Annotated in this window: 15 protein-coding genes; 3 read left to right on the top strand and 12 right to left on the bottom strand. The window is 55.3% G+C overall.

Features of this window, described 5'->3' with window-relative positions; genetic code table 11:
• The first annotated feature begins 336 nt into the window (after positions 1 to 336).
• Positions 337 to 1,704, top strand: a complete 1,368-nt coding sequence (locus SH248x_RS04295) for a serine/threonine protein kinase (RefSeq protein ID WP_459557284.1) — start codon at positions 337 to 339, stop codon at positions 1,702 to 1,704.
• Between the two features lie 27 nt (positions 1,705 to 1,731).
• Here the strand turns inward: SH248x_RS04295 and SH248x_RS04290 are convergent, their stop codons facing one another.
• The 6 genes from SH248x_RS04290 to thrS all read right to left on the bottom strand — a co-directional run bounded on the left by SH248x_RS04290 (position 1,732) and on the right by thrS (position 7,691).
• Positions 1,732 to 2,301 carry a HEPN domain-containing protein gene (locus SH248x_RS04290; protein WP_459557283.1) on the bottom strand — a complete coding sequence of 190 codons (570 nt, stop codon included), beginning with the start codon at positions 2,299 to 2,301 and terminating at the stop codon, positions 1,732 to 1,734.
• Between the two features lie 16 nt (positions 2,302 to 2,317).
• Positions 2,318 to 2,731 carry a hypothetical protein gene (locus SH248x_RS04285; protein ID WP_459557282.1) on the bottom strand — a complete coding sequence of 138 codons (414 nt, stop codon included), beginning with the start codon at positions 2,729 to 2,731 and terminating at the stop codon, positions 2,318 to 2,320.
• 91 nt (positions 2,732 to 2,822) lie between these two features.
• Positions 2,823 to 3,842 (bottom strand): glycosyltransferase family protein, encoded by a 1,020-nt coding sequence (locus tag SH248x_RS04280; protein WP_459557281.1) that lies wholly within the window; start codon positions 3,840 to 3,842, stop codon positions 2,823 to 2,825.
• A 121-nt stretch (positions 3,843 to 3,963) separates the two neighbouring features.
• The gene (locus SH248x_RS04275; protein ID WP_459557280.1) at positions 3,964 to 4,437 is read right to left on the bottom strand and encodes a DUF5063 domain-containing protein; all 474 of its coding nucleotides are present in this window, start codon (positions 4,435 to 4,437) and stop codon (positions 3,964 to 3,966) included.
• A gap of 243 nt (positions 4,438 to 4,680) precedes the next feature.
• Positions 4,681 to 5,382 carry an HAD family hydrolase gene (locus SH248x_RS04270; protein WP_459557279.1) on the bottom strand — a complete coding sequence of 234 codons (702 nt, stop codon included), beginning with the start codon at positions 5,380 to 5,382 and terminating at the stop codon, positions 4,681 to 4,683.
• A 101-nt stretch (positions 5,383 to 5,483) separates the two neighbouring features.
• Entirely contained in the window at positions 5,484 to 7,691 is a 2,208-nt protein-coding gene (gene thrS, locus SH248x_RS04265; RefSeq protein WP_459557278.1) for a threonine--tRNA ligase, read from the bottom strand.
• A 475-nt stretch (positions 7,692 to 8,166) separates the two neighbouring features.
• Between thrS and SH248x_RS04260 the strand changes: the two genes are divergently transcribed.
• Positions 8,167 to 8,514, top strand: coding sequence for a hypothetical protein (locus tag SH248x_RS04260; RefSeq protein WP_459557277.1), 348 nt, complete (start codon positions 8,167 to 8,169; stop codon positions 8,512 to 8,514).
• Between the two features lie 207 nt (positions 8,515 to 8,721).
• Here SH248x_RS04260 and SH248x_RS04255 read toward each other — a convergent pair whose 3' ends face one another.
• The 4 genes from SH248x_RS04255 to SH248x_RS04240 all read right to left on the bottom strand — a co-directional run bounded on the left by SH248x_RS04255 (position 8,722) and on the right by SH248x_RS04240 (position 13,637).
• Positions 8,722 to 9,222 carry a DUF4262 domain-containing protein gene (locus SH248x_RS04255; RefSeq protein WP_459557276.1) on the bottom strand — a complete coding sequence of 167 codons (501 nt, stop codon included), beginning with the start codon at positions 9,220 to 9,222 and terminating at the stop codon, positions 8,722 to 8,724.
• Between the two features lie 17 nt (positions 9,223 to 9,239).
• Positions 9,240 to 10,571 carry a nucleotide sugar dehydrogenase gene (locus SH248x_RS04250; RefSeq protein ID WP_459557275.1) on the bottom strand — a complete coding sequence of 444 codons (1,332 nt, stop codon included), beginning with the start codon at positions 10,569 to 10,571 and terminating at the stop codon, positions 9,240 to 9,242.
• A gap of 190 nt (positions 10,572 to 10,761) precedes the next feature.
• A complete protein-coding gene (locus SH248x_RS04245; RefSeq protein ID WP_459557274.1) occupies positions 10,762 to 12,261 on the bottom strand; it encodes a high affinity choline transporter 1 in 1,500 nt (499 codons plus the stop codon).
• A gap of 425 nt (positions 12,262 to 12,686) precedes the next feature.
• The gene (locus SH248x_RS04240; RefSeq protein WP_459557273.1) at positions 12,687 to 13,637 is read right to left on the bottom strand and encodes a nucleoside hydrolase; all 951 of its coding nucleotides are present in this window, start codon (positions 13,635 to 13,637) and stop codon (positions 12,687 to 12,689) included.
• 831 nt (positions 13,638 to 14,468) lie between these two features.
• Between SH248x_RS04240 and SH248x_RS04235 the strand changes: the two genes are divergently transcribed.
• Positions 14,469 to 16,364 (top strand): sulfatase family protein, encoded by a 1,896-nt coding sequence (locus SH248x_RS04235; RefSeq protein WP_459557272.1) that lies wholly within the window; start codon positions 14,469 to 14,471, stop codon positions 16,362 to 16,364.
• Between the two features lie 192 nt (positions 16,365 to 16,556).
• On the opposite strand, the gene SH248x_RS04230 is transcribed toward SH248x_RS04235, so the two are convergent.
• Entirely contained in the window at positions 16,557 to 16,922 is a 366-nt protein-coding gene (locus SH248x_RS04230; protein WP_459557271.1) for a hypothetical protein, read from the bottom strand.
• A gap of 186 nt (positions 16,923 to 17,108) precedes the next feature.
• Positions 17,109 to 19,613 carry a pseudouridine synthase gene (locus SH248x_RS04225; RefSeq protein ID WP_459557270.1) on the bottom strand — a complete coding sequence of 835 codons (2,505 nt, stop codon included), beginning with the start codon at positions 19,611 to 19,613 and terminating at the stop codon, positions 17,109 to 17,111.
• Between the last annotated feature and the right edge of the window lie 230 nt (positions 19,614 to 19,843).

Raw genomic sequence — 19,843 nt, 5'->3', positions numbered from 1 at the left:
GCAACGACCTACGAATTCTCCCCCATTATTGCCTCATCACACTTGAGAGAAGCGATATTTCGTCCCTTCTCCCTTGAGGGGAGAAGGTGCCCGAAGGGCGGATGAGGGTGAGCGCTAGGCAACGACCGACTCCCATTGCGCCACCAATCATCAGCCAAAACTCTCCCGTTCTTTCTCCCTCTTATCCGTGCATCTCCGTGTCCATCCGTGGTTAGATTTCTCCTCGCCTTATAAAACTTCTCCTCCGAGACCTCTGCTCCCCTCCGCGGCCTCTGCGTTCCAGTCTTCTCCCAAAAACCCGTGCAGCGAACCAAAACCCGTGATACACTAACACCCATGTCCGACAAACCAGCCATCTCTGACTCCGCCACCGTCTACGCTCCGCTTGGTTCGGAGAAGGAGTCGACGTTCACCGGCAAAGGCATGAACCCAGGCGACACCTCGCTCGCTCTCAATCTCCCGGCTGGGACCATGCTCGAAAAGTATCGCCTCGAACTCAAGCTCGGCCAGGGGAGCATGGGCGCCGTCTTCCTCGCCCGCCACAAAGACCTCAACCGACACTGCGCCCTCAAGATTCTCAACCCCAAACAACACCGCATCGTCCACGACGATTACCTCGCCCTCTTCCGCGAAGAAGCCCGGCTCACATCGCTGTTCAACCACCCGCACATCATCATTACCCACGACGTCGGCAGCGAAGGAGAACTCCATTTCATCGAGATGGAATACCTCTCCGGCGGTTCGCTCGCTGATTACGTCTCGATCCACAAAAAGATCGACCCCATCCGCGCCACCCGCCTCGTCATGCAGGCCGCCCACGGACTCGCCGAAGCTCACCGCCAGGGACTTCTGCACCGCGACCTCAAACTCGGCAACATCCTGCTGACCTCCGATCAACGCGCCAAGCTCGTCGACTTTGGCTTCGCCTTCCGCTTCAAACAGGCCTGCCAACTCGACCGCACGACCCTCGTCGGCACCCCCGGCTATCTCGCACCCGAACTCTTCACCGGCGAATCCGCCTCGCCGACCACAGATATCTACGCCCTTGGCATTTGTTATTACGCACTCCTGACGGGCAAAACGCCTTCCGATTCCGCGAAACACACCAGCCTGACAATCTACGATCTCCCCGCTCACATGGCCTCGCTGATGACCCGCATCCGTGAGGACGTCGACCATCTTCCTCTCGAGATCCTCCACTGCCTCGACAAGATGCTCCACCCATCTCCCGAGAACCGTCCACAGTCAGCTTACCAGGTCATGCAGATGCTCTCCGCAGCGCTCGGTGAACTGGAAGACCTCGATACCCTGATCCATCAGGCCTTCGAGTTCGAAAAACACATCCGCTGGCAACGCAACGGCGACCGCTACGACGTCTACGTCGAACTTCCCTATAACCGCAAGCAGCGCATCTTCATCAACACCTCGTCAGGTACGATCAGCCAGCGCCTCGTCGAGATCTCCTCCATCTGCTGCGAACGCCCCTACGGTGACAAGTTCGCCGAAAACGCCCTCCGCATCAACACCCGACTCGCCCATGGCCGCATCTGCCTGCAACACATCGACGGCGTCGAACATTACGTCATGCAGGACGCCTACCCTCTGGGCACCGTCGACGCCGAAGAAATCCGCCGCTGCGTCTTAGAAATGGCCGAAATCGCCGACACCATCGAACAAGAACTCGCCCGCACCGATCACCATTAGTGATTAAACACATTGTCATATTAATTATTAGGGCCACGGAGTTGCGATACCATGGGCAGCAATCAAATGCGATCTAACTGCAACATCAGTACAACGCGCCAAACGCTCAATAAACGGGGCCAAGCTGCCTGCGTACATGTTGTGAATAACTGGGCGAGGATTAACCCCGTGGGCAATTTTGTGGCGTAATTCCATGGCCTCATCTAGTCTTTTAACTGCCTGTGGCGAAGAGCATTTTTGCCAAGACCATAAAGTATGGATATCTTGAATTCCAATACTCTCAAATAAAAGTGTTTTTACATTATTTTTATTTGGCGTATTAAATTTTTTCAAGCGAAAAGTCACATAAGTATTCAAGCTCGTCCAGACCTGCTGAGTTGGACCAGTTGGCGCAATTGCCGTCATCGATTCTCGAACCAACTCCTCGATATATGATTCCCATGCAGAAATGCATATCACTACTATGGCACGGTTGATCGAAGCCAATTTATACTGTCGACCAGGTTTTCCAGTGCTCAATTCAGTATGCGCATCATCGAGTTCTTGAGCATCATGCAACAGTGCCTTGAGATGTATTTTATAAGCATTTGATGGCAAGTTTTATCCTTATCAATCAATGTGAAACTGAAAGAGCTCGTATTTTGTCTAAATCAATATTATTTTCTTTTAGTACTTCGCTTCCATCCTCAAGGTAGTCCGAAAGCGGAGCCTTAGAAGTCATTTGTTCGATCGCACGTTTTTTGTCTGTGAAGTTCTTATCTAAAGAATCTAAGTCATCTCTGAGTGATGCAACATCAAAATCACCTCTTCCGAGGTACATAATGTAAAGCATTTCTACAACAGATTTAATACCTAGTTTCTCTAATTTTTCCTGAAGAGTTTTACTCTCTTTCGGTACAGGCGGAGATGCTTCTGTCATATCAACAATAGGATAGTTGCGATGATATTTTGGCAGTTCTCTTTCGTAATATTCTTGAGTAGCTTTCGACAGACTGATAACATCTTTTAGTTCATCGCTTAGCTTCATAAGATGCTCCAATTTCCTCAAACGTGATTTTTAAAGGCATATCCATTGTAACAATGAATTGTGTCTAAGCAATATCTTGTTTTGTCAAGAATCACCCCAAAATCTGCCGCAACACCACCTCCGCCGGCGTCCTCAACCACACCCGTAACCCCTCATTCTCCACAGGCACAGGCACCCGCATCGCCGCATCGTAATCCCAATCAATCAAGTGCTTCGACATCCCCGCATTCTCCAGGTGAAACGCATTCGTCAGCTGCTCCCACTGATTCGGAATCGGCACCACCGACGTCGGCTTGGCAAACAGATACGACTCAATCGGCAGCGTGAATCCCGCCGTCGTAATGACCGCCCGCGAGCTCGCCAGATCAAACAGCAACTCATCCCGCCCCGGCTTGCAGAACTCAACCATCCCCTCCCGCCCGCGTGGCTTCTCGTTCATGAACCCATAACACTTCACCAGCTGCTTCCGCGAATTCGCCCACGCCACCAGCTCATTGGCTCGCTGAAGATGGCAATGATGGAAGTTGTAAACAAATAGATGCTCCCCCACACTCGGCGTCACACTCGCCAGCTCCGGCCGAATAATCGGCGGCAGTGAACGCCACGTCGATGGCTCATAGTGATAGCCATACTGACGATCCGAGCCGAGCAGAAACAGGCGAATCGTCGTCCGTGCCAATCGACGATCAAAGTCCATCCCTTCCGGCGACGGGATCTCCGGATCACACAACGTCACCTGCCTGGAAACCGACGTCACCAGACAATCCGCTCCCAGCATCGGCGACGCCGTAAACGGCTCAAAGTCACTCACAATCGCTTCCGGCCGAAACGACCGCACCAGCGCCTTCACTTTCAGCAGACTCCCCACCATCTTCGGAATCGACCGCGCCCACTTCGCCGCCGTCGCCTGATAATCCGTCTGGCCATCCTGAATCACATACTCCAGCCCCGGCACATGCAGATGCTTCTCAAACACATACCCCTGCAAAGACTCCGGCCCCGACGAAACCACATGCACATCATGCCCCCACCCCCGAAGAATCGGCACCAGCGCCGCCGCCTTCGAAAGATGCCCCTGCCCCTGCGTGTTACAACCGTAAATGATCCGCATACAGATTTATGTAACGCAAAGCCGCGAAGTCGCAAAGAGCGGAATTTGGCCACAGAGAACACAGAGGTCCCAGAGAGGGGAATCCCCGTGGCACAGACATTCCTGTCTGTGTGTATTCTGCTTAAGCAAACCCACGTGACTTTCGCAAATAGTCATCAACTGCAGGAATTAAGTCAGAAGCGTGATGTCCCCAATGAGACAAGAAACCATGCCACCAGATCCACGCAGAGTTTCTTAAATCACCAGCCTCATATGCCTGCATCCCTTGCCAAAGGTCAGCATAAATGTCCGCTAAATCGTCATGCACCATGCTGATGATCGGTTGCCCCTCATCGAGATCGAGTGGTTCAAAATGGCTATGATAATGTGAAAATGGTACCACGATCTGATTGAGCTTCGTTCTCCAGACATCCATCTCCAGCCGAGGGTACTCGACGTCGTCACCTGCTCGATCAAGCTTTTCCAACTCGGGCACAGTCAGCAACAGCGAAAGCAATAAAGTTCTCAGTGCCATGAAATCATGTTCGACAGAATCAACCCATGCAAGGTAACTCCTAACGACTCCAGCAAATCTCGCCAACGGGTTGTTTTCCACTCTCTAATCCTCGGTGTTCTCTGTGACCTCTGTGGCAAATCTTCCTCACCGACTTATCAGACTGACCTTTTCTTTTCAAACACCCAACTTCCTCTTGCCGCCGATTTTTCAGACAGGCACCATATAACAACCTCGGCGTGCACGGTCGAGGCCAGCGGTCTAAACCAAATTCCATTCACGAAAAGCGAGCAAGAATATGCCCCACCCACCTTAGCGCCCTCTTTGCGTCACTGCGTCTTCGCGTTAACTCTGGGCTGAAACCACGCCCGACTGAGCCCGCTCCAGCAGCTTCCACAGATACGGATCCATCAGCGAACTCGCCGTGTGTTTCGTTCCCGTGAAGTTCTGATTGGCCGAGTGAATGTGAGGAATGGAGACAATGTGAACCCCAGCCGCGACACCCGCCTGCGTGCCGATTCCCGAGTCTTCAATGACCAGGACTTCGGATGGATGCAAAGACATCCGCTCAGCAGCCGCGAGGTAAATCTCCGGGTGAGGCTTTCCGTGGACGACATCTTCCGCAGCCAGTGTGAAGGAGAAGCCATCAAGCAGACTGTAGCGTCCCAGAATGTCTTCCAGATACTCCCGGTGAGACGAGGTCGCAACCGCCCGGGGCAACCCGAGTTCATCAATCCGCTGGAGAATTTCAAACAGCCCCGGCATCGGAGCCAGACGACTTTCCAGCATTCCCATAAACAAAGTATGTGACTCATGACGCAGCTGTTCGATCGATTCCGACAGACTCAAAGCAGCCTTCAGAATCGCCATCGACTCAGCCGCCCGACGTCCCATCATCTGCTGACGAAGAGCCTCGGTCATGAGTCCACCTTTGGACCGGACGAAATCATCGCCAGCCACATGGAACACCATCTCGGTATTGAACATCGTCCCATCAAGGTCAAACACAACAGCCTTGATACAAACATCATCCGGAGGCAACGACATCAAACATCCTTAAAAAGTCATGAGTCGTGAGTTTCGAGTCATGAGGAAAAGCCATGAGAGATTTCTCCCTCATGACTCACGACTCAAACCTCATGACTTGCCTAGTACTCATTATCCGCCGCCACAGCGGTCTCGGCTACCTGAGCAAACTTCGACTTGGTCAGCTGCCGGATCGTCTTGTTGGCGACTTCTTCCTTGAACTTGGCGAGCGCCTCCTCGATCGAGACCGTTCCGATGTCTTTCGACTCGACACGGTCACGAATCGCGACCGTGCGATCTTCTGCTTCCTTCATGCCCACCACGAGCATGTACGGAATCAGTTCCAGCTGCGCGTCGCGAATTTTCGCGTTGATCTTGGTCGAACGGTTGTCCACGGAAACGCGGAACCCGTTCCGGCGGAAGATCTGCGCCAGTTCATGTCCGTACTCAATCGCCTTATCAGTCACGGTGCAGATACGCAGCTGCTCCGGAGCCAGCCACAACGGGAAGGCCCCTGCAAAGTGTTCGATCAACATCCCGACAAATCGTTCCATCGAGCCGAATGGCGCCCGGTGAATCATGACGGGGCGGTGCTGCTTATTGTCCGACCCGGTGTACTCCAGCTGGAATCGCTCAGGCAGGTTGTAGTCGAGCTGCACGGTTCCCAGCTGCCACTCTCGACCAATCGCATCCTTCACCATGAAGTCCGCCTTCGGCCCGTAGAACGCCGCTTCCCCTTCACAGGATTCAAACGACAGTCCCGACTCGGTCAACACCTTTCGCAGAGAAGCTTCCGCCTTGTTCCAGTTCTCTTCCGAGCCGACATACTTGTCGCTTTTCGGATCACGAATCGACAGTTGAACCCGGTAATCATCGAGCCCAACCGACTGCAGCACAAACTTCACCAGTCCCAGAGTATCTGCGAACTCCGCTTCGACTTGTTCCGGAGTACAGAACAGGTGCGCGTCGTCCTGGGTCAGGCCACGCACCCGCAGCATCCCATTCAACTCACCGGTCTGCTCGTGTCGATACACCGTTCCGAACTCCGCCAGACGCACTGGCAGATCTCGATAACTACGAGGCTCTGCTTTATACATCTGCACGTGGTGAGGACAGTTCATCGGCTTGAGCAGATAACGCTCTTGCGACTTCTCCCACTTGCGGAGAACCGCGATCTTCTCTTCCTTGCTCAGCGTCGGCTTATAACCCGTCGCATCGAAGCCCATGATCTTGGCCGCTTCGAGCAGTGCTTCCTCTTCGTGAGCTTCCAGCCCGCCAGTCTCATCGCCACTGAGTCGGTTGATGCAGTAATCGATGATACGACCTGCATCATGCCCGAAGATCGGCGCAAACTGAGAATCGCGGTAATACGGGAAGTGCCCCGAGGTCTCATACAGTTCCACACGCCCAATATGCGGCGAGTAAACCGGCAGATAACCACGCGCCACAAGCTCCTGCTTGATGAACTCTTCGAGAGTCGCCCGAATCGTCGCCCCCTTCGGCAGCCACAGACACAACCCCTGCCCGACGTCTGGATTGATCTGGAACAACCCGAGCTTTTTGCCGATCACGCGGTGGTCGCGACGCTTGGCTTCTTCGATCTGTTCGAGGTATTGATCCTGATCCTTCTGCGAGAACCAGGCAGTCCCGTAAACCCGCTGCAGAGGCTTGGCAGTCTGATCCCCTTTCCAGTGAGTCCCCGCAACCGAGAGGATCTTGAAAGCCTTGATCTTCCCTGCAGCCGGAACGTGAGGACCGCGGCACAGGTCAACGAACTCCCCCTGTCGGTAGAAACTCAGCTTGCCATGCTCTTTGAGACCAGTCCGAATGTGCTCGGTCTTGAGTTCCTGTTTGAGACCTTCGGTGAATTTGACCGCTTCATCGCGCTCCAGATAGAACCGCTCAAACGGCTCATCTTCCTTGACGATGTTGGCCATCTCCTGCTCGATGCGAGGAAAATCATCTTCCGAGATTTTCTGCCCGAGATCGAAGTCATAATAAAAACCATGCCCGGTCGTCGGCCCGAATGCCAGCCCGACCCCAGGATAAAGCCGCATGATCGCGCGAGCCATCACGTGAGCCGCGGAGTGTCGCATGACGCCCAACGCGAGAGGATCTTTGTCGGTCAGCAGTTTGAGGTTGATCCGCTCGGGATTGTCGGACACCTCCGTCAGCGGGCGAAAGGCATCGACAATGACACCATTCACTTCAGCAGCCACCACCGCCGTTGCCAGTCGAGCCCCAATTTCCTTGGCGACGTCGAGAGCCGAGTAATGAGCGGGATATTCTTTTTCAGTACCGTCAGGAAGAATGACCTTCAGCGCGTTCATGAGACCAGTTTCTGGTTAATGGCAACAACAGGGACCAAACGCCACTACAAAAGGCGCTCGCCAAGCTGTTGTTATAGGGGACCAGACACAAAACCGTCAATTTCGGTTCAGTGAGAAAGCGGTGAAGACGGACAGAGAGCGGAGGACACGGAAAAAATCATGACTTCATCTCGCAGACCTCCAATAACAAGGCTACACTGAGATAGCACTCATTTGACCGACGACAATGACTAACCACAATGGCTAAGTATCATCCCAACAAAGAGATCAATGCTGCGATCGAGCACGCGATCAGTAATGGATGGCGGTTTGAAAAAGCGGGGCCACGGGCGCATGTTTACGGCGTCTTGTACTGTGCTTTAGCAAATCGTTCTGGATGTCGTCACAATGTTCATGGCACACCAAGAGTTCCGGAAGATCACGCCGACCGTATTTATAAGCGTGTCAAAGATTGCACCTGCCAGGAAAGATCAGCATGAGCAAATACTTTTTTGATTTGATCGTTGATGGAGATGTCGATGTGTGGACTGAAGAGCTCGTTGATGCAGTCATGGGGGCAACGGAAACCGAAGGTGATCCTGGCGTGACGATGGGAATTCCAAGCGTCATCTGCTCAGGCGATTTCCCAACCATACGCGATGCCATCAAGACTCGCATCGCTCAGGTTGAAAGCTGTGGTTTGAAAGTCGTCGAAGTGAAGCTATTCGATGGCGAGAAGAGTGAAGACGTAGAAGCAATCAATCTTGTTCTGCGATTGAAGAAGCTGGTCGAGGATAAGAACAAGTTAGTGACCCTCTGGCAGGATTTTGCACAGGCGAGTTAAGGCTCGCGACTCAATCTTCAGCGACCATTAGGACACAACAAAGGATTACTTCACTCATTTTACGAGTCCAGAATTTGGCGTAATCAATTATCACGCAAGCCACCTGTGGCACCCATCAGGATCCCGCGAGCTCGTTGAGCGCAGTAGGGAAGAAATCACAGGAGTATCGGACGTTTGTCGAACTGCTTTTGAACTGACGACTGGCAATTATTCAAATTGCCGATGGAGTTCGTCGAGGCCATCTTGGGAAGCAGGTTCGTCCAGTCGTGGTTGTGCAGCGATGGCTGGAATCTCACAGCCTGCCTCGAATGGAAACTTACCATTCTGGTCCGGCCAGAAGACTTGGAGCACCTGAAGATCAACCGGTGGGGTCATGCGACGACAAAATGCCATCGCGAAGCCGAGGTAAAGTTCATGCTGAGTTCGGTCAACACGACGGATCTGGATTGGAACCTCGAAATTGGGTCTGCTGAGAACATAGCGTCCCGGAGTGTAATAGTTCTTCCCATCGCGGATGTCCTCATAGAGAACCTGGAAGATCCCATGTGCTGTTCTTGAGTTGAGACCGAAGATGATTAACTCGGGATGCTGCACGGTCTTGATGAGTCCGACTGTGTATGCAAACGGAGGGACAGCATCATTGATAGCGATGCAATCCCAGCCATTCAGGCCGACCGATTGCTCAATGTCTTCATCGTACGATGACATTCTTGAAACTGTCCTCTCTACGCCTTCCGGATATTCCCTCGCTCAGCAACCCCCTTCGCGGCGTTTCTGGTATCCAGCACCATTCTCGCATGCTTGCAGATGAAGGCGTAGTCATACGCCGAGTGATCCGTCGCGATGAGGACGCAGTCCTGGGCGGCGAGGGTTTCGGGGGTGAGGTCCGTACTGCTCATTTCGGGGAGGGTTGGGTGGTGGCGCATCTTGGGGAGGTGCGGGACGTGTGGGTCGTTGTAAGTCAGGACCGCGCCGCGCTTGAGGAGTTCTTCCATCAGGACAAAGCTCGGGCTTTCGCGCGGGTCGTCGACGTCTTTTTTGTAGGCGACGCCGAGCATCAGGACCTTGCTGCCTTTGATCGGCTTGCCTTGCTCGTTGAGGAATTCGGACAGTTGCGAGATGACATACTGCGGCATCCGCGAGTTGACTTCGCCCGCCAGTTCGATGAAGCGGGTGGTCATGCCCTGTTTACGGGCCAGCCAGGTCAGATAGAACGGGTCGATCGGAATGCAGTGACCACCAAGGCCCGGGCCGGGATAGAAGGCCTGGAAGCCGAAGGGTTTGGTCTTTGCAGCGTCGATGACTTCCCACACGTCGATGCCCATTGAGTCGTAGAGGATCTTAAGCTCATTGACGAGGGCAATGTTGACGGCGCGATAGGTGTTCTCAAGGATCTTACAGGCTTCCGCGACTTCGCAGCTGGAGACCGGGATGACTTTGACGATCGCGTGTTTGTAGATCGCACAGGCCAGTTCCATCGACTCAGGATCATGTCCGCCGACGACTTTGGGAATGCCCGCTGCGGTGTAATCTGGATTGCCCGGATCTTCACGTTCTGGGCTGAAGGCGAGGAAGTAATCAACGCCCGCCTTGAGTCCGGAGTCTTCGAGAATCGGCTTGACGACATCGCGGGTCGTCGTCGGATAGGTCGTGCTTTCGAGGACGACGAGCTGGCCGGGGCGTAGCTTCTTCGCGATGGCTTCCGTTGTGCCGACGACGTAAGAGAGATCGGGATCGCGGCTGTCGTTGAGAGGAGTCGGGACGCAGATAAGAATGACATCAGGCTCATCAAGGCGACCCATGTCAGCGGTTGCTTCAAACAGCTTCTTCTCTCTCCATGAGGAAACCTGTTCGTTGCTGACGTGCTTGATGTAGCTTTTGCCGCTGTTCAGTGAGACGACTTTCTTGTCATCAACATCAAACCCCAGACAACGGATGCCCTTGCTGGTGAAGGCATTGATGAGTGGCAAGCCGACATAGCCAAGTCCCATCACACCGACGACGGCGGACTTGGAGGCAATCTTATCAGCAAGAGTTTTGGCGTGTGCGTTCGACATAATTGGCTTAGAGTTGAACAATGGTGAGGACTTAGCCACAGAGATAACCGAGGCGAAAATCGAGTAATAGGAAAACAACCGAAAGAGGCATCGATTGCCGAAGTGCAACAAGATTGCCCACGTCCACCTCTGAGGCCTCTGTGTACTCTGTGGCAAAACTTCTGCAGAGAACACAGAGTCTGAATATGATTTATAGTGCGACCGCGTCCGGCTGAACAGGGGAAACGGGCGGCTCGGGCACGACAGGTGTTTGGCCACGAACCTCAGGATGACGGCCGTAGATCCAAAATGCGATGGCACAGGCGGTGATCCCGGTGAATTCCGGTGGAATCGCGTGGATCCACTCGATGAGTAACGAGCTGGGAGCAGCCGGGTCTTCAGAGAGAGGCAGCAGGTAAATCGCCGCAAGATGCCCCAGCCAGACAAGCGTTCCAGCGAGGACCGAAATCACACCAGCATGATCGTGGCGCTTCTGGCAGTAGGTCGCGACCACGAACGGAATGAAGAGCCCAACCAGCGCGATGCCAAGAGACTGGCTGAGCAGATCGTGAATGCTTTCGGACAGGTAGGCAAACGGAAGCGACAGGCATGTCACGAGAACGACTGCGAAACGATTCACCCACAAAGGCTGCTGCCTGAAATAGGCGAATTGTCCGAGGATATTACGACCGAGCAGAGAGGATGGCGACAGGGTGGCGGAGGTTGCTGTTGAAATGATGCAGGCCGACAGGGAGATGATGAACATGGTCATAAGGACTGCGCCATGCCGAAGACGCATGAACGTCAGCATGACGGCTTCGCCCTCTCCCGGAATGAGCTCCTGATGACGGGCCAGAATCCCAACGACGACTGGGATCAGGCCGAAGATGATGTAGACGACTCCTGCCAGAAGACAGGCCTGGACAGCAACCCGGCTGCTTTTCGAAGCGAACACGCGCTGCATCAGATCCTGGCCCGGGATATTGCCGAAGACGCCAATCGCCCAGTACGACGCCCAAGCCAGCATCGCGACTGTTTCCAGTTCCGGCATGATGCTGAGCATCTCGGGGTCTGTCTGCTCCAGGAAGTTCGTGATTCCCTGCCCGAACGAACCGCCGCCCAACTGGATCATGATGTCGACGAAGACGATCGCCAGTCCGATGAACATGATAATGAGCTGCGCGGAGTCCGTGATCGTCACCGCCCACATCCCGCCAGAGAGCGTGAGCGCGATGCAGATCGCAGCACTGAGGACGATGCCATAGTTGACCGGGATGCCATAAACCAGCAGAAGGACTTTCCCCAGCGCCAGATACTGACCTGCAATCCAGGGGAGATAGCCGAGTGATTGAATGATCGAGGAAATGAGTTCGGTTTTCGGGCCGAACTTGTTTCGGTAGAGATCGCCGGTCGTGAAGAGTTTCATTTCCCACAGGCGACGGGCAAAGAAAAGGCCTGCGACCATCAAGGCCAGGCCACAACCAAAGGGATCGAGAATGACGCCGCGCATCCCTTCTTCATAGGCAGCTTCGCTGGAGCCAATGACGCTGTCCGCGCCGAACCAGGTCGCGACGAGTGTGCCGAATGCCAGTGAGAGAGGCAGGCGACGACCTGCGACGAGGTAGTCCTCTTCGTTCTCAATGTTCGAAGTCGACCAGAAACCGAGACCCAATAGCAGGACCAGGAAAACGAACAGGCTGACTGCGAGCATCGCTGGGTAGGCCCCCCATCTATGTCAGGGACAAGAGAAATTTATCGAGAGGATTTTTACAGAGCGAGTGCAGGGATGAAAGAGCAATGGGAAAGATTTTTTGATCGTCGGAGGTTCGGCATGAGAAGAGAAGGCCGAAAGGCTGAGTCAGTTTTAGATTTGCCACCTGTTCGAAAGGTGGCAGTGAGTTGAACAGAATTCGTGGAAAACAGTCAGAGAACGACAACGCTTGTTCAAATGGGAGGGCGAGGCTCCGTCCGAGCCGCTGTCCTGCGTTGCAACCTGACACCGGCTATTCGACAACGAGCGGTGTGCAGGAGGATGCGAAACCTGCGAAGCCATCATAGCCCTATGAGCAGTTGGAGTATCGCAACACAAAGAAGCGGCTCACACGGAGGTTCGCCCTCCCGAGGCAGGGAGCTACGTTACGACAACACTCGTCCCGAGAGGACATTCGAGAAATAATCGCGAACACCCACGGCGTCGACTTTGGTGGCGACGGCGATGTTGATGGGCCAGAGGCGTTTGCTGCGGCGGTCGAAGATGGTCATGCCGCGGGTGATTTCGCCCTGGGTTTCGATATCGATCGCCATGCCTTCGGTGGTGAAAAGGTCAGGGCGGACCATGTAGGCGAGAGGAGTCAGTTCGCGCAGATGGATGCCTTCTTCGCCGAGGTATTGTCGGTGTGACTTCAGGGCGTAGGACAACAGGCTCGAAAGCAGGCGGTGAGCGGGGAGTTTCTCGTCGAAGTGGATGCGATCGAACTCGGAGAAAGTCAGGCTGACTTTGTGCTGGACTTCGAGAGGAATCAGAATCTTCGTCGCGGACGACTTAAGAACAAATCGGGCCGCTTCGGGATTGGCGTAGACGTTGAACTCGGACGTGGTTGTCGCGTCGCCCGGTGCATCGAGCGTGCCGCCGAGGACGATGAGCTTGTTGAGCTGGATCAGGAAATCTGGATAGAGTTCGGACGCCATCATGACGTTGGTCAGTGGGCCGAGGCAGACGAGAGTGATCTCGTTAGGATGCTGCTTGACCAGGTCAACCATGACTTTGGCGGAGTCGAGTCGACGGTGAGGCAGAGGGCAGGGAATCTCCATGTCGCCCAGGCCATGAGAGCCGTTCAGGCGAGTTAACGGAAGAGCCATCTCGTCGTTGGCAAGAAGTTCGGCACTGGCCCAGCCGATCTTGGGCCACTTTGGGACGTCGACCGAATTGACGAGCAGTTCCAGATTGCAGTTCGCCTGATGGCCGCTGACCATGCCTTCTGTGCCGGTCAGGCCAAGGACATCCAGACGTGGATCAAGCAGTGCAGTAATGATCGCGACGGCATCGCCGATGCCAGGATCAGCGTCGATGATCAGCTTGTGTTTCAAGAGAAGCCCTTCCCGATGTTGTCTCCATGCGTGCGTGAGCCAGCGGACAGGCGGCGTCACTTGTTTCATCGTATCGCCGGAGTACTGTGGAGTCAAAAAGAAAGGGGGTTACCACGGGCAGCAGAGTGGTAGCGAAGAAGAGAACCACGGATGGACACGAAGAAACACGGATGGGAGAAGAGATAGAACCGCAGATGAACGCGGGTGGACGCAGATAAGAAATCAGAAGATTCGATCTCTTTTCTTATCTTATCTGTGTTGATCTGCGTTCATCTGCGGTTCAAAACTGTCTTTGTTGAGTGCGCATGAAAAAAAGCTCGGGCGCAAAATTTGGCCAGAGCTCTTTTGTATGTCCAATCAGAGCGTGAGAACGAACGTGCGTACGCGCAGAGACTGAGAACAATGCGATCCCAGAATTGCTGTCAGCAGCTCAACCGCGAATTAGCCCTTGCGGTGACGGATACGTGCTCGCATACGTCGCTTTTTGCGTCCCAGCTTTCGTCGACCTTTACCCGATTTCTTGACGCCCATGCCGCCACTCGTCTCCTGTTGACCACTAACTCATCGGTGGATGTAGATGGAAGGCCTCGGGTCCAGTGTGACCCGAGAAAAAGGAAAGAGGGATCATAGTCAAAATCTTCCGGGATGCAACTTACACGGGAGCTTGATATTAACAATTGATTGAGGGACAATCAGAAAGAACATCAGAATCAGTGGATACGTACTGGGGTTGATTAGCTAGCAAATTTTCCAGTAAGGTCCGCCAAAGGATCTCATGGGCCAAGCATGGGCACGACGTCAATGTTTTGACTTCTCAGGAGAAACACAGGTATGGCACTTCGCATTCTGGCCTTGGCTCTGGCCGGTATCTGCTGCTTCAGCAGTCAGTTAACTATTGCAGCTCAAACGACTTCCGACCAGCCGAATATTCTGTGGATCACGTCCGAAGACCACAGTCCTGATATTGGTTGCTACGGCGACTCGGTCGCGAGAACGCCTCATCTGGATGCCTTTGCTTCTCAAAGCATGCTGTACAAAGCCGCCTGGTCGAATGCCCCGGTTTGTGCCCCCGCCCGCACGACAATCATCACCGGCGTCTACCCGACGAGCATGGGAGCGCAGCATATGAGAAGCTTCGTGAAGATTCCGAGCCTGATCAAATCCCTCCCCTCTTACCTTCGGGAGGCCGGCTATTACTGCACCAACAACGTCAAGACCGACTACAACGTCGATCTTCCCAATGGCATCTGGGACGAATCGAGCAAGAATGCCCACTGGAAAAATCGTCCTGCGGACAAGCCGTTCTTTGCGGTCTTCAATTTCACCGGGACGCACGAATCACAAATTCGCAACCCGAAGTACAAGCCAGTCACTGATCCAGCGGCTATCAAACTGCCTGCGTTTCATCCCGATACCCCCGAGGTTCGACGCGACTGGGCGGAGTATTATGACCGCCTCAATGATCTGGATGGCTTCTTTCACAAGCGATTGACCGAGCTGAAAGAAGCAGGTTTGGAAGAGAACACGATTGTCTTCTTCTTTTCGGACCATGGGTCAGGAATGCCTGGGTATAAGAGGTCAGCCAAGAATACGGGGCTGCAAGTGCCGTTTGTGGTTCACTTCCCGGAGAAGTTCAAGCATCTGGCTTCACAAGAATATGCGGCCGGCGCTCAGTCGGATCGGCTGATCAGCTTTGTCGATCTCATTCCGACGATGCTGTCGATCACCGGCCAGGAGATCCCTGAGTATCTGCAGGGGAAAGCGTTTCTGGGACCGAAAGCCGTCGAGCCTCAGCAGTATGTCTTCGGGTTCCGAGGGCGGATGGATGAGCGCTATGATATGGTCCGCTGTGCTCGGGATCAGCGATTCGTCTATGTCCACAATTACTATCCGCATCTGGCGGAGATTCAGCCGGTCGAGTATCAGTTTCAGACTCCGACAACGGTCGTCTGGAAACGGCTGTATAACGAAGGCAAGCTCAACGAGGCGCAGGCGAGTCGATGGATTCAGCGTCTACCGGAAGAGCTTTACGATCTTGAGAACGATCCCGACGAGGTCCACAACCTGATTGATGATCCGCAATATGACGAAGTCGTGCGACGATTTCGAAAGGCGAACTGGGATCATCTGCTGGCCATTAAAGACGTTGGCTTCCTGCCGGAGTCGATGATGCTGGCTCGCTCGGAAGGCTCGACCCCTTACGAGATGGGGCATGATCCGATGAAGTACCCGATGATGTATTATCTCCCGTTGTGCGAAACCGCGATTCACTACGAAGACACGACGCCGGAAGTCCTCGCGCTCATGGATGCTGCCGTCAATAGTGAGGATGCCTGCCAGCGGTTCTGGGGGCTGATCGGGATGTTGCAGCGTGGTGAGAAGATCATGCAACCGCGACTGACGAAGATTGGTCAGCTGGTCAATGATGAGACGCCGATTGTTGCGATGCTCGCGTCGTACATGGTGTTGACGCAGCAGCCTGGGGATCAGGCCGCGTGGAAGAAGCTGGGGAGCCAGATACACATCGATCAGTCAGGCATGGCGAATGCGATCGAGGCGTTGTTCCTGATTGACAACCTGCCCGCGATTCCGGACGACCTCAAGGCACAGATCAAAGCAGTCGATGTGCCGGAAGAGATGAAGCGGGCGAATGTGCATGGGCGATACGAAAGCGTGTATCAGAAGTTGCAGGCCCATATTGATGGGGTGACGCATCGGGAGTATTAGGGAACCGCTTCTTAATTCTGAGCTGCAGGCGTGATTTGAGTGTGTGCCACGGCTGTGTCAGCCGTGGGGATGGACGTCCATTGCGCGATCGCACGGCTGACACAGCCGTGGCACACAGGGAACGAGTCGACTCGTAGATACAGCGTTGCAACGCGGGACAGCGGCTCGGACGGAGCCTCGCCCTCCCGGGGGCTAGGCGGGACTGGCGCCTTTGAGGTGGGTGATGATGGCGGGGAGGTCGCTAGTGAATTGGCTGCGGGGCATGACGGCTTCGAAGCCTAAGGCGCGGGCGGCCTTCAGCACGTCGACCTGGACGTGGGCACCGAAAGCAATGAGCGTGACTTGTTCGCGGTTCGGAATCGCAGCGACGAGCTGGTCGAGGGGGAGCATCTTCTGTTCGAGATCGACGAAGACGGCGTTGACTTCGGGGTTGGTCAAGGCTTCGGTGAACGCAGAGGCCTTGGAGATGACGCGGATCGGGTAGCCGAGGCTGGTGCCGGTGCCGGTCACTTTGCTGATGAAGAAAAGGTCGTTGGAGATGAAGAGGCCGGAGGGCATGGGGGGTGGGGCTTTGTTTCACGGTGATTAAAGATTAATGCCTAAGGTTGGTTAAGGCACTGAGAGCTTACTCTTGCCTATCGCTCACCTTCATCCGTCGGCGAAGCGCCGCCACCTTCTCCCCTCAAGGGAGAAGGAACAAAACACGGCTCCCCTCAAGGGAGAAGGGACGTGAAATGAAACGCTCTACTCGGGTTTGCGTTTGCGTTTTTCGTGGATGCCTTTGAAGACGTTGGGGTCCTGGCCGCGTCTTGGAGGGCGACTGCCGCCGGGTCTTGGGCCGGAGGAGCGTCGATCGCCTTGACCGCCGCCGCCATTGCCTTCGCCTTCAGGGCGACGACCGAATGCTCTGCCGCCGGGACGTCCGCCCGGGCGACCACCGCCTCCGCCGCCGTAGGGTCGTCCACCGCCGCCACCTGATGGGCGACCGCCGGGACGTCCACCGCCGAATGAACGACCTTCCGGGCGTCCCTCGGGGCGACGTTCGTAACTTGAGCGTTGACCCTCACCGCCGCGGCCTTCTCCTTCACCACCTTCCGGGCGACGAGAAGGGAACTTGCGTGGGCCATCGGAGCGTTGACCCCCTGGACGGAAGCCACCGCCGCCACCACCTTGTCGAAAACCACCACCTCCGCCGCCGGGACGGAAACCGCCGGGGCGACGTGGGCCGCGATCACCGTCTTCGCGTTGGAAGCCGGATGGTCGTTGTGGACCGCGGTCGCCATCTTGACGCTGGAAGCCGCCGGGTCGTCGGCCTTGTGGGCGATCGCCTTCACCGCCGCCACCGCGTTCCCCATCGCCACCTTCCGGGCGTCGAGACGGGAATCTGCGAGAGCCGTCGGAGCGTTGACCGCCTTGTCGGAAGCCACCGCCGCCGCCACTGCCACCTTGTCGGAAACCGCCACCACCGCCGGGACGGAATCCGCCTGGACGTCGTGGGCCGCGGTCACCGTCTTCGCGTTGGAAGCCACCTGGGCGTCCCTCGCGTTGGAAACCACCAGGTCGGCGTGGACCACGGTCGCCATCTTGTCGTTGGAAGCCGCCGGGGCGTTGGCCTTGTGGCCGGTCGCCGCCGAGGGCTGGGTGTGGGGCGCCTGAGTCGCCTTCGTCATCGTCGCCGCTGTCTGAGCGTCGAGAGAATTGCTGGCCGGATGGTCGGTCATCGGTGCGTCTGCCGCCGGGCTTGAAACCGCCGGGACGGAAGCCGCCTGGTTTGCGTGGACCGCGATCGCCGTCTTCGCGTTGGAAACCGCCAGGACGACGTCCTTCTGAACGATAGCCTTCGCCTCCGCCTTCTCCCTGGCCGCCTTCTGGACGTCGAGAAGCATAGCGTGGACCATCGGAACGCTGGCCGCCATCACGGAAGCCACCGCCGTCGGATTTGAAACCGCCTGGTCGACGTGCGCCGCGATCATCGTCACGTTTGAAGCCGGAGGGACGGTCGCGGGAGGATCTCTTATCGCCGAACTTACCCTGGCCCGGTTTGCGACGTGGTGCGCGACCTGGGCTTGTTTCGGGGTTATCGATCATGTCGCGAAGAGCTTTGAGCTCATCGGAGGTGAGGGGACGGTGCTGACCGGTCTTGAGGTTGCCCAGTCGCATGGTGCCGAATTCGGTTCGCTTCAGCGTCATGACCTTGTGGTCGACACGGGCGAAGAGGCGACGGATTTCGCGGTTCTGGCCTTGTCGCAGGACAACTTCGAGGATCGTGCTGTTGCCTCGCTTGCCCTTCTTGTGAACTTCTTCGACAGCGAAGCGACCTTCGGTGAAGTAGATCCCTTTTTTCAGCTCATCGAGAGTCTGGAGACTGGGATTGCCCGCGACCTGGACTTCGTACACGCGGCGGACGCGGTAACGTGGGTGTGCCAGTTTGTTGGCGAGTTCGCCGTCGTTGGTGACCAGCAGCAGGCCTTCGCTGTCTTCATCGAGACGACCGACAGTGAAGAGACGCTTTGATTCATTCTCGAACAGATCGATGACGCGTGGACGGTGATCCGGGTCATAGTTGGTGCAGAGAATGCCCTTGGGCTTATTGAGCAGGTAGTATGTGCGGCGTTGGAATTTCAGGACTTCGCCATCGTACTCGATCGACTGAGTGCGCGGATTGACTTTCACGCCGACGTCGGAGATTTGAACGCCATCCACCGAGATGCGGCCTTCGAGGATGATCTCTTCGCATTTACGCCGAGAGCCCAGACCAGCGGCGGCCAGGTAACGCTGGAGACGCATGGTTTCGCCAACTTCTGCTTTTGGTTTTGCAGAGGCCTCGGCTTCTTCCATGTCGACGAATTCTTCTTCCTCTTCGCCGTCTTCTTCGAACTCTTCGTCTTCGAGATCGGCGTCTTCGAGTTCAGCATCCTCGAAGTCTTCAGCGGAGTATTCTTCTTCGTCGAATTCGCCTTCTTCAAACTCACCTTCAGCGAGTTCAGCGTTTTCGAATTCGGCATCTTCCAACTCGGAGTCTTCGAGCTCTTCGTCATCAATCCCATCGACTTCGAGTTCGAGAGCGTCGAGTTCGGCGTCCAGATTCTGATCGTCACCTGCTTCGACGACATCTGTTTCAATGACACCTGCTTCGATGGCATCCGCTTCGACGACTTGTTCCTCGATGGAATTTTCTTCGCCAGTCGTTTGCTCGTCCTGGAGCTTGTTAACTTCTTCGTCTTCGGGGCGTTGGGCGTCTTCGGTCATGACGATCGTTTCGTGGGAAAAGTGCGCAAAGTGGAAACGAGCTAGGATACCGCAAATTTGCGGTGGCGAGTAGGGGCCAAGTCGCGGATGGGTACAGAATGTGCAAAGTCGGAGCCGGAGTGATCGCCTAGATGCGATGCCGGCAAGAATTGCGAGGAGATTTCCGGTGTGCTACGGCCGTATCGACCGTGGATTTGCGGGATTGTCGCCCCATTTGGACTCGCACGGCT

It is taken from the genome of Lacunimicrobium album (genome assembly GCF_052161635.1).
GTDB lineage: Bacteria > Planctomycetota > Planctomycetia > Planctomycetales > Planctomycetaceae > SXPC01.
Note: the sequence above shows the minus strand (reverse complement) of the source record. Positions and strands in the feature narration are given on the sequence as shown.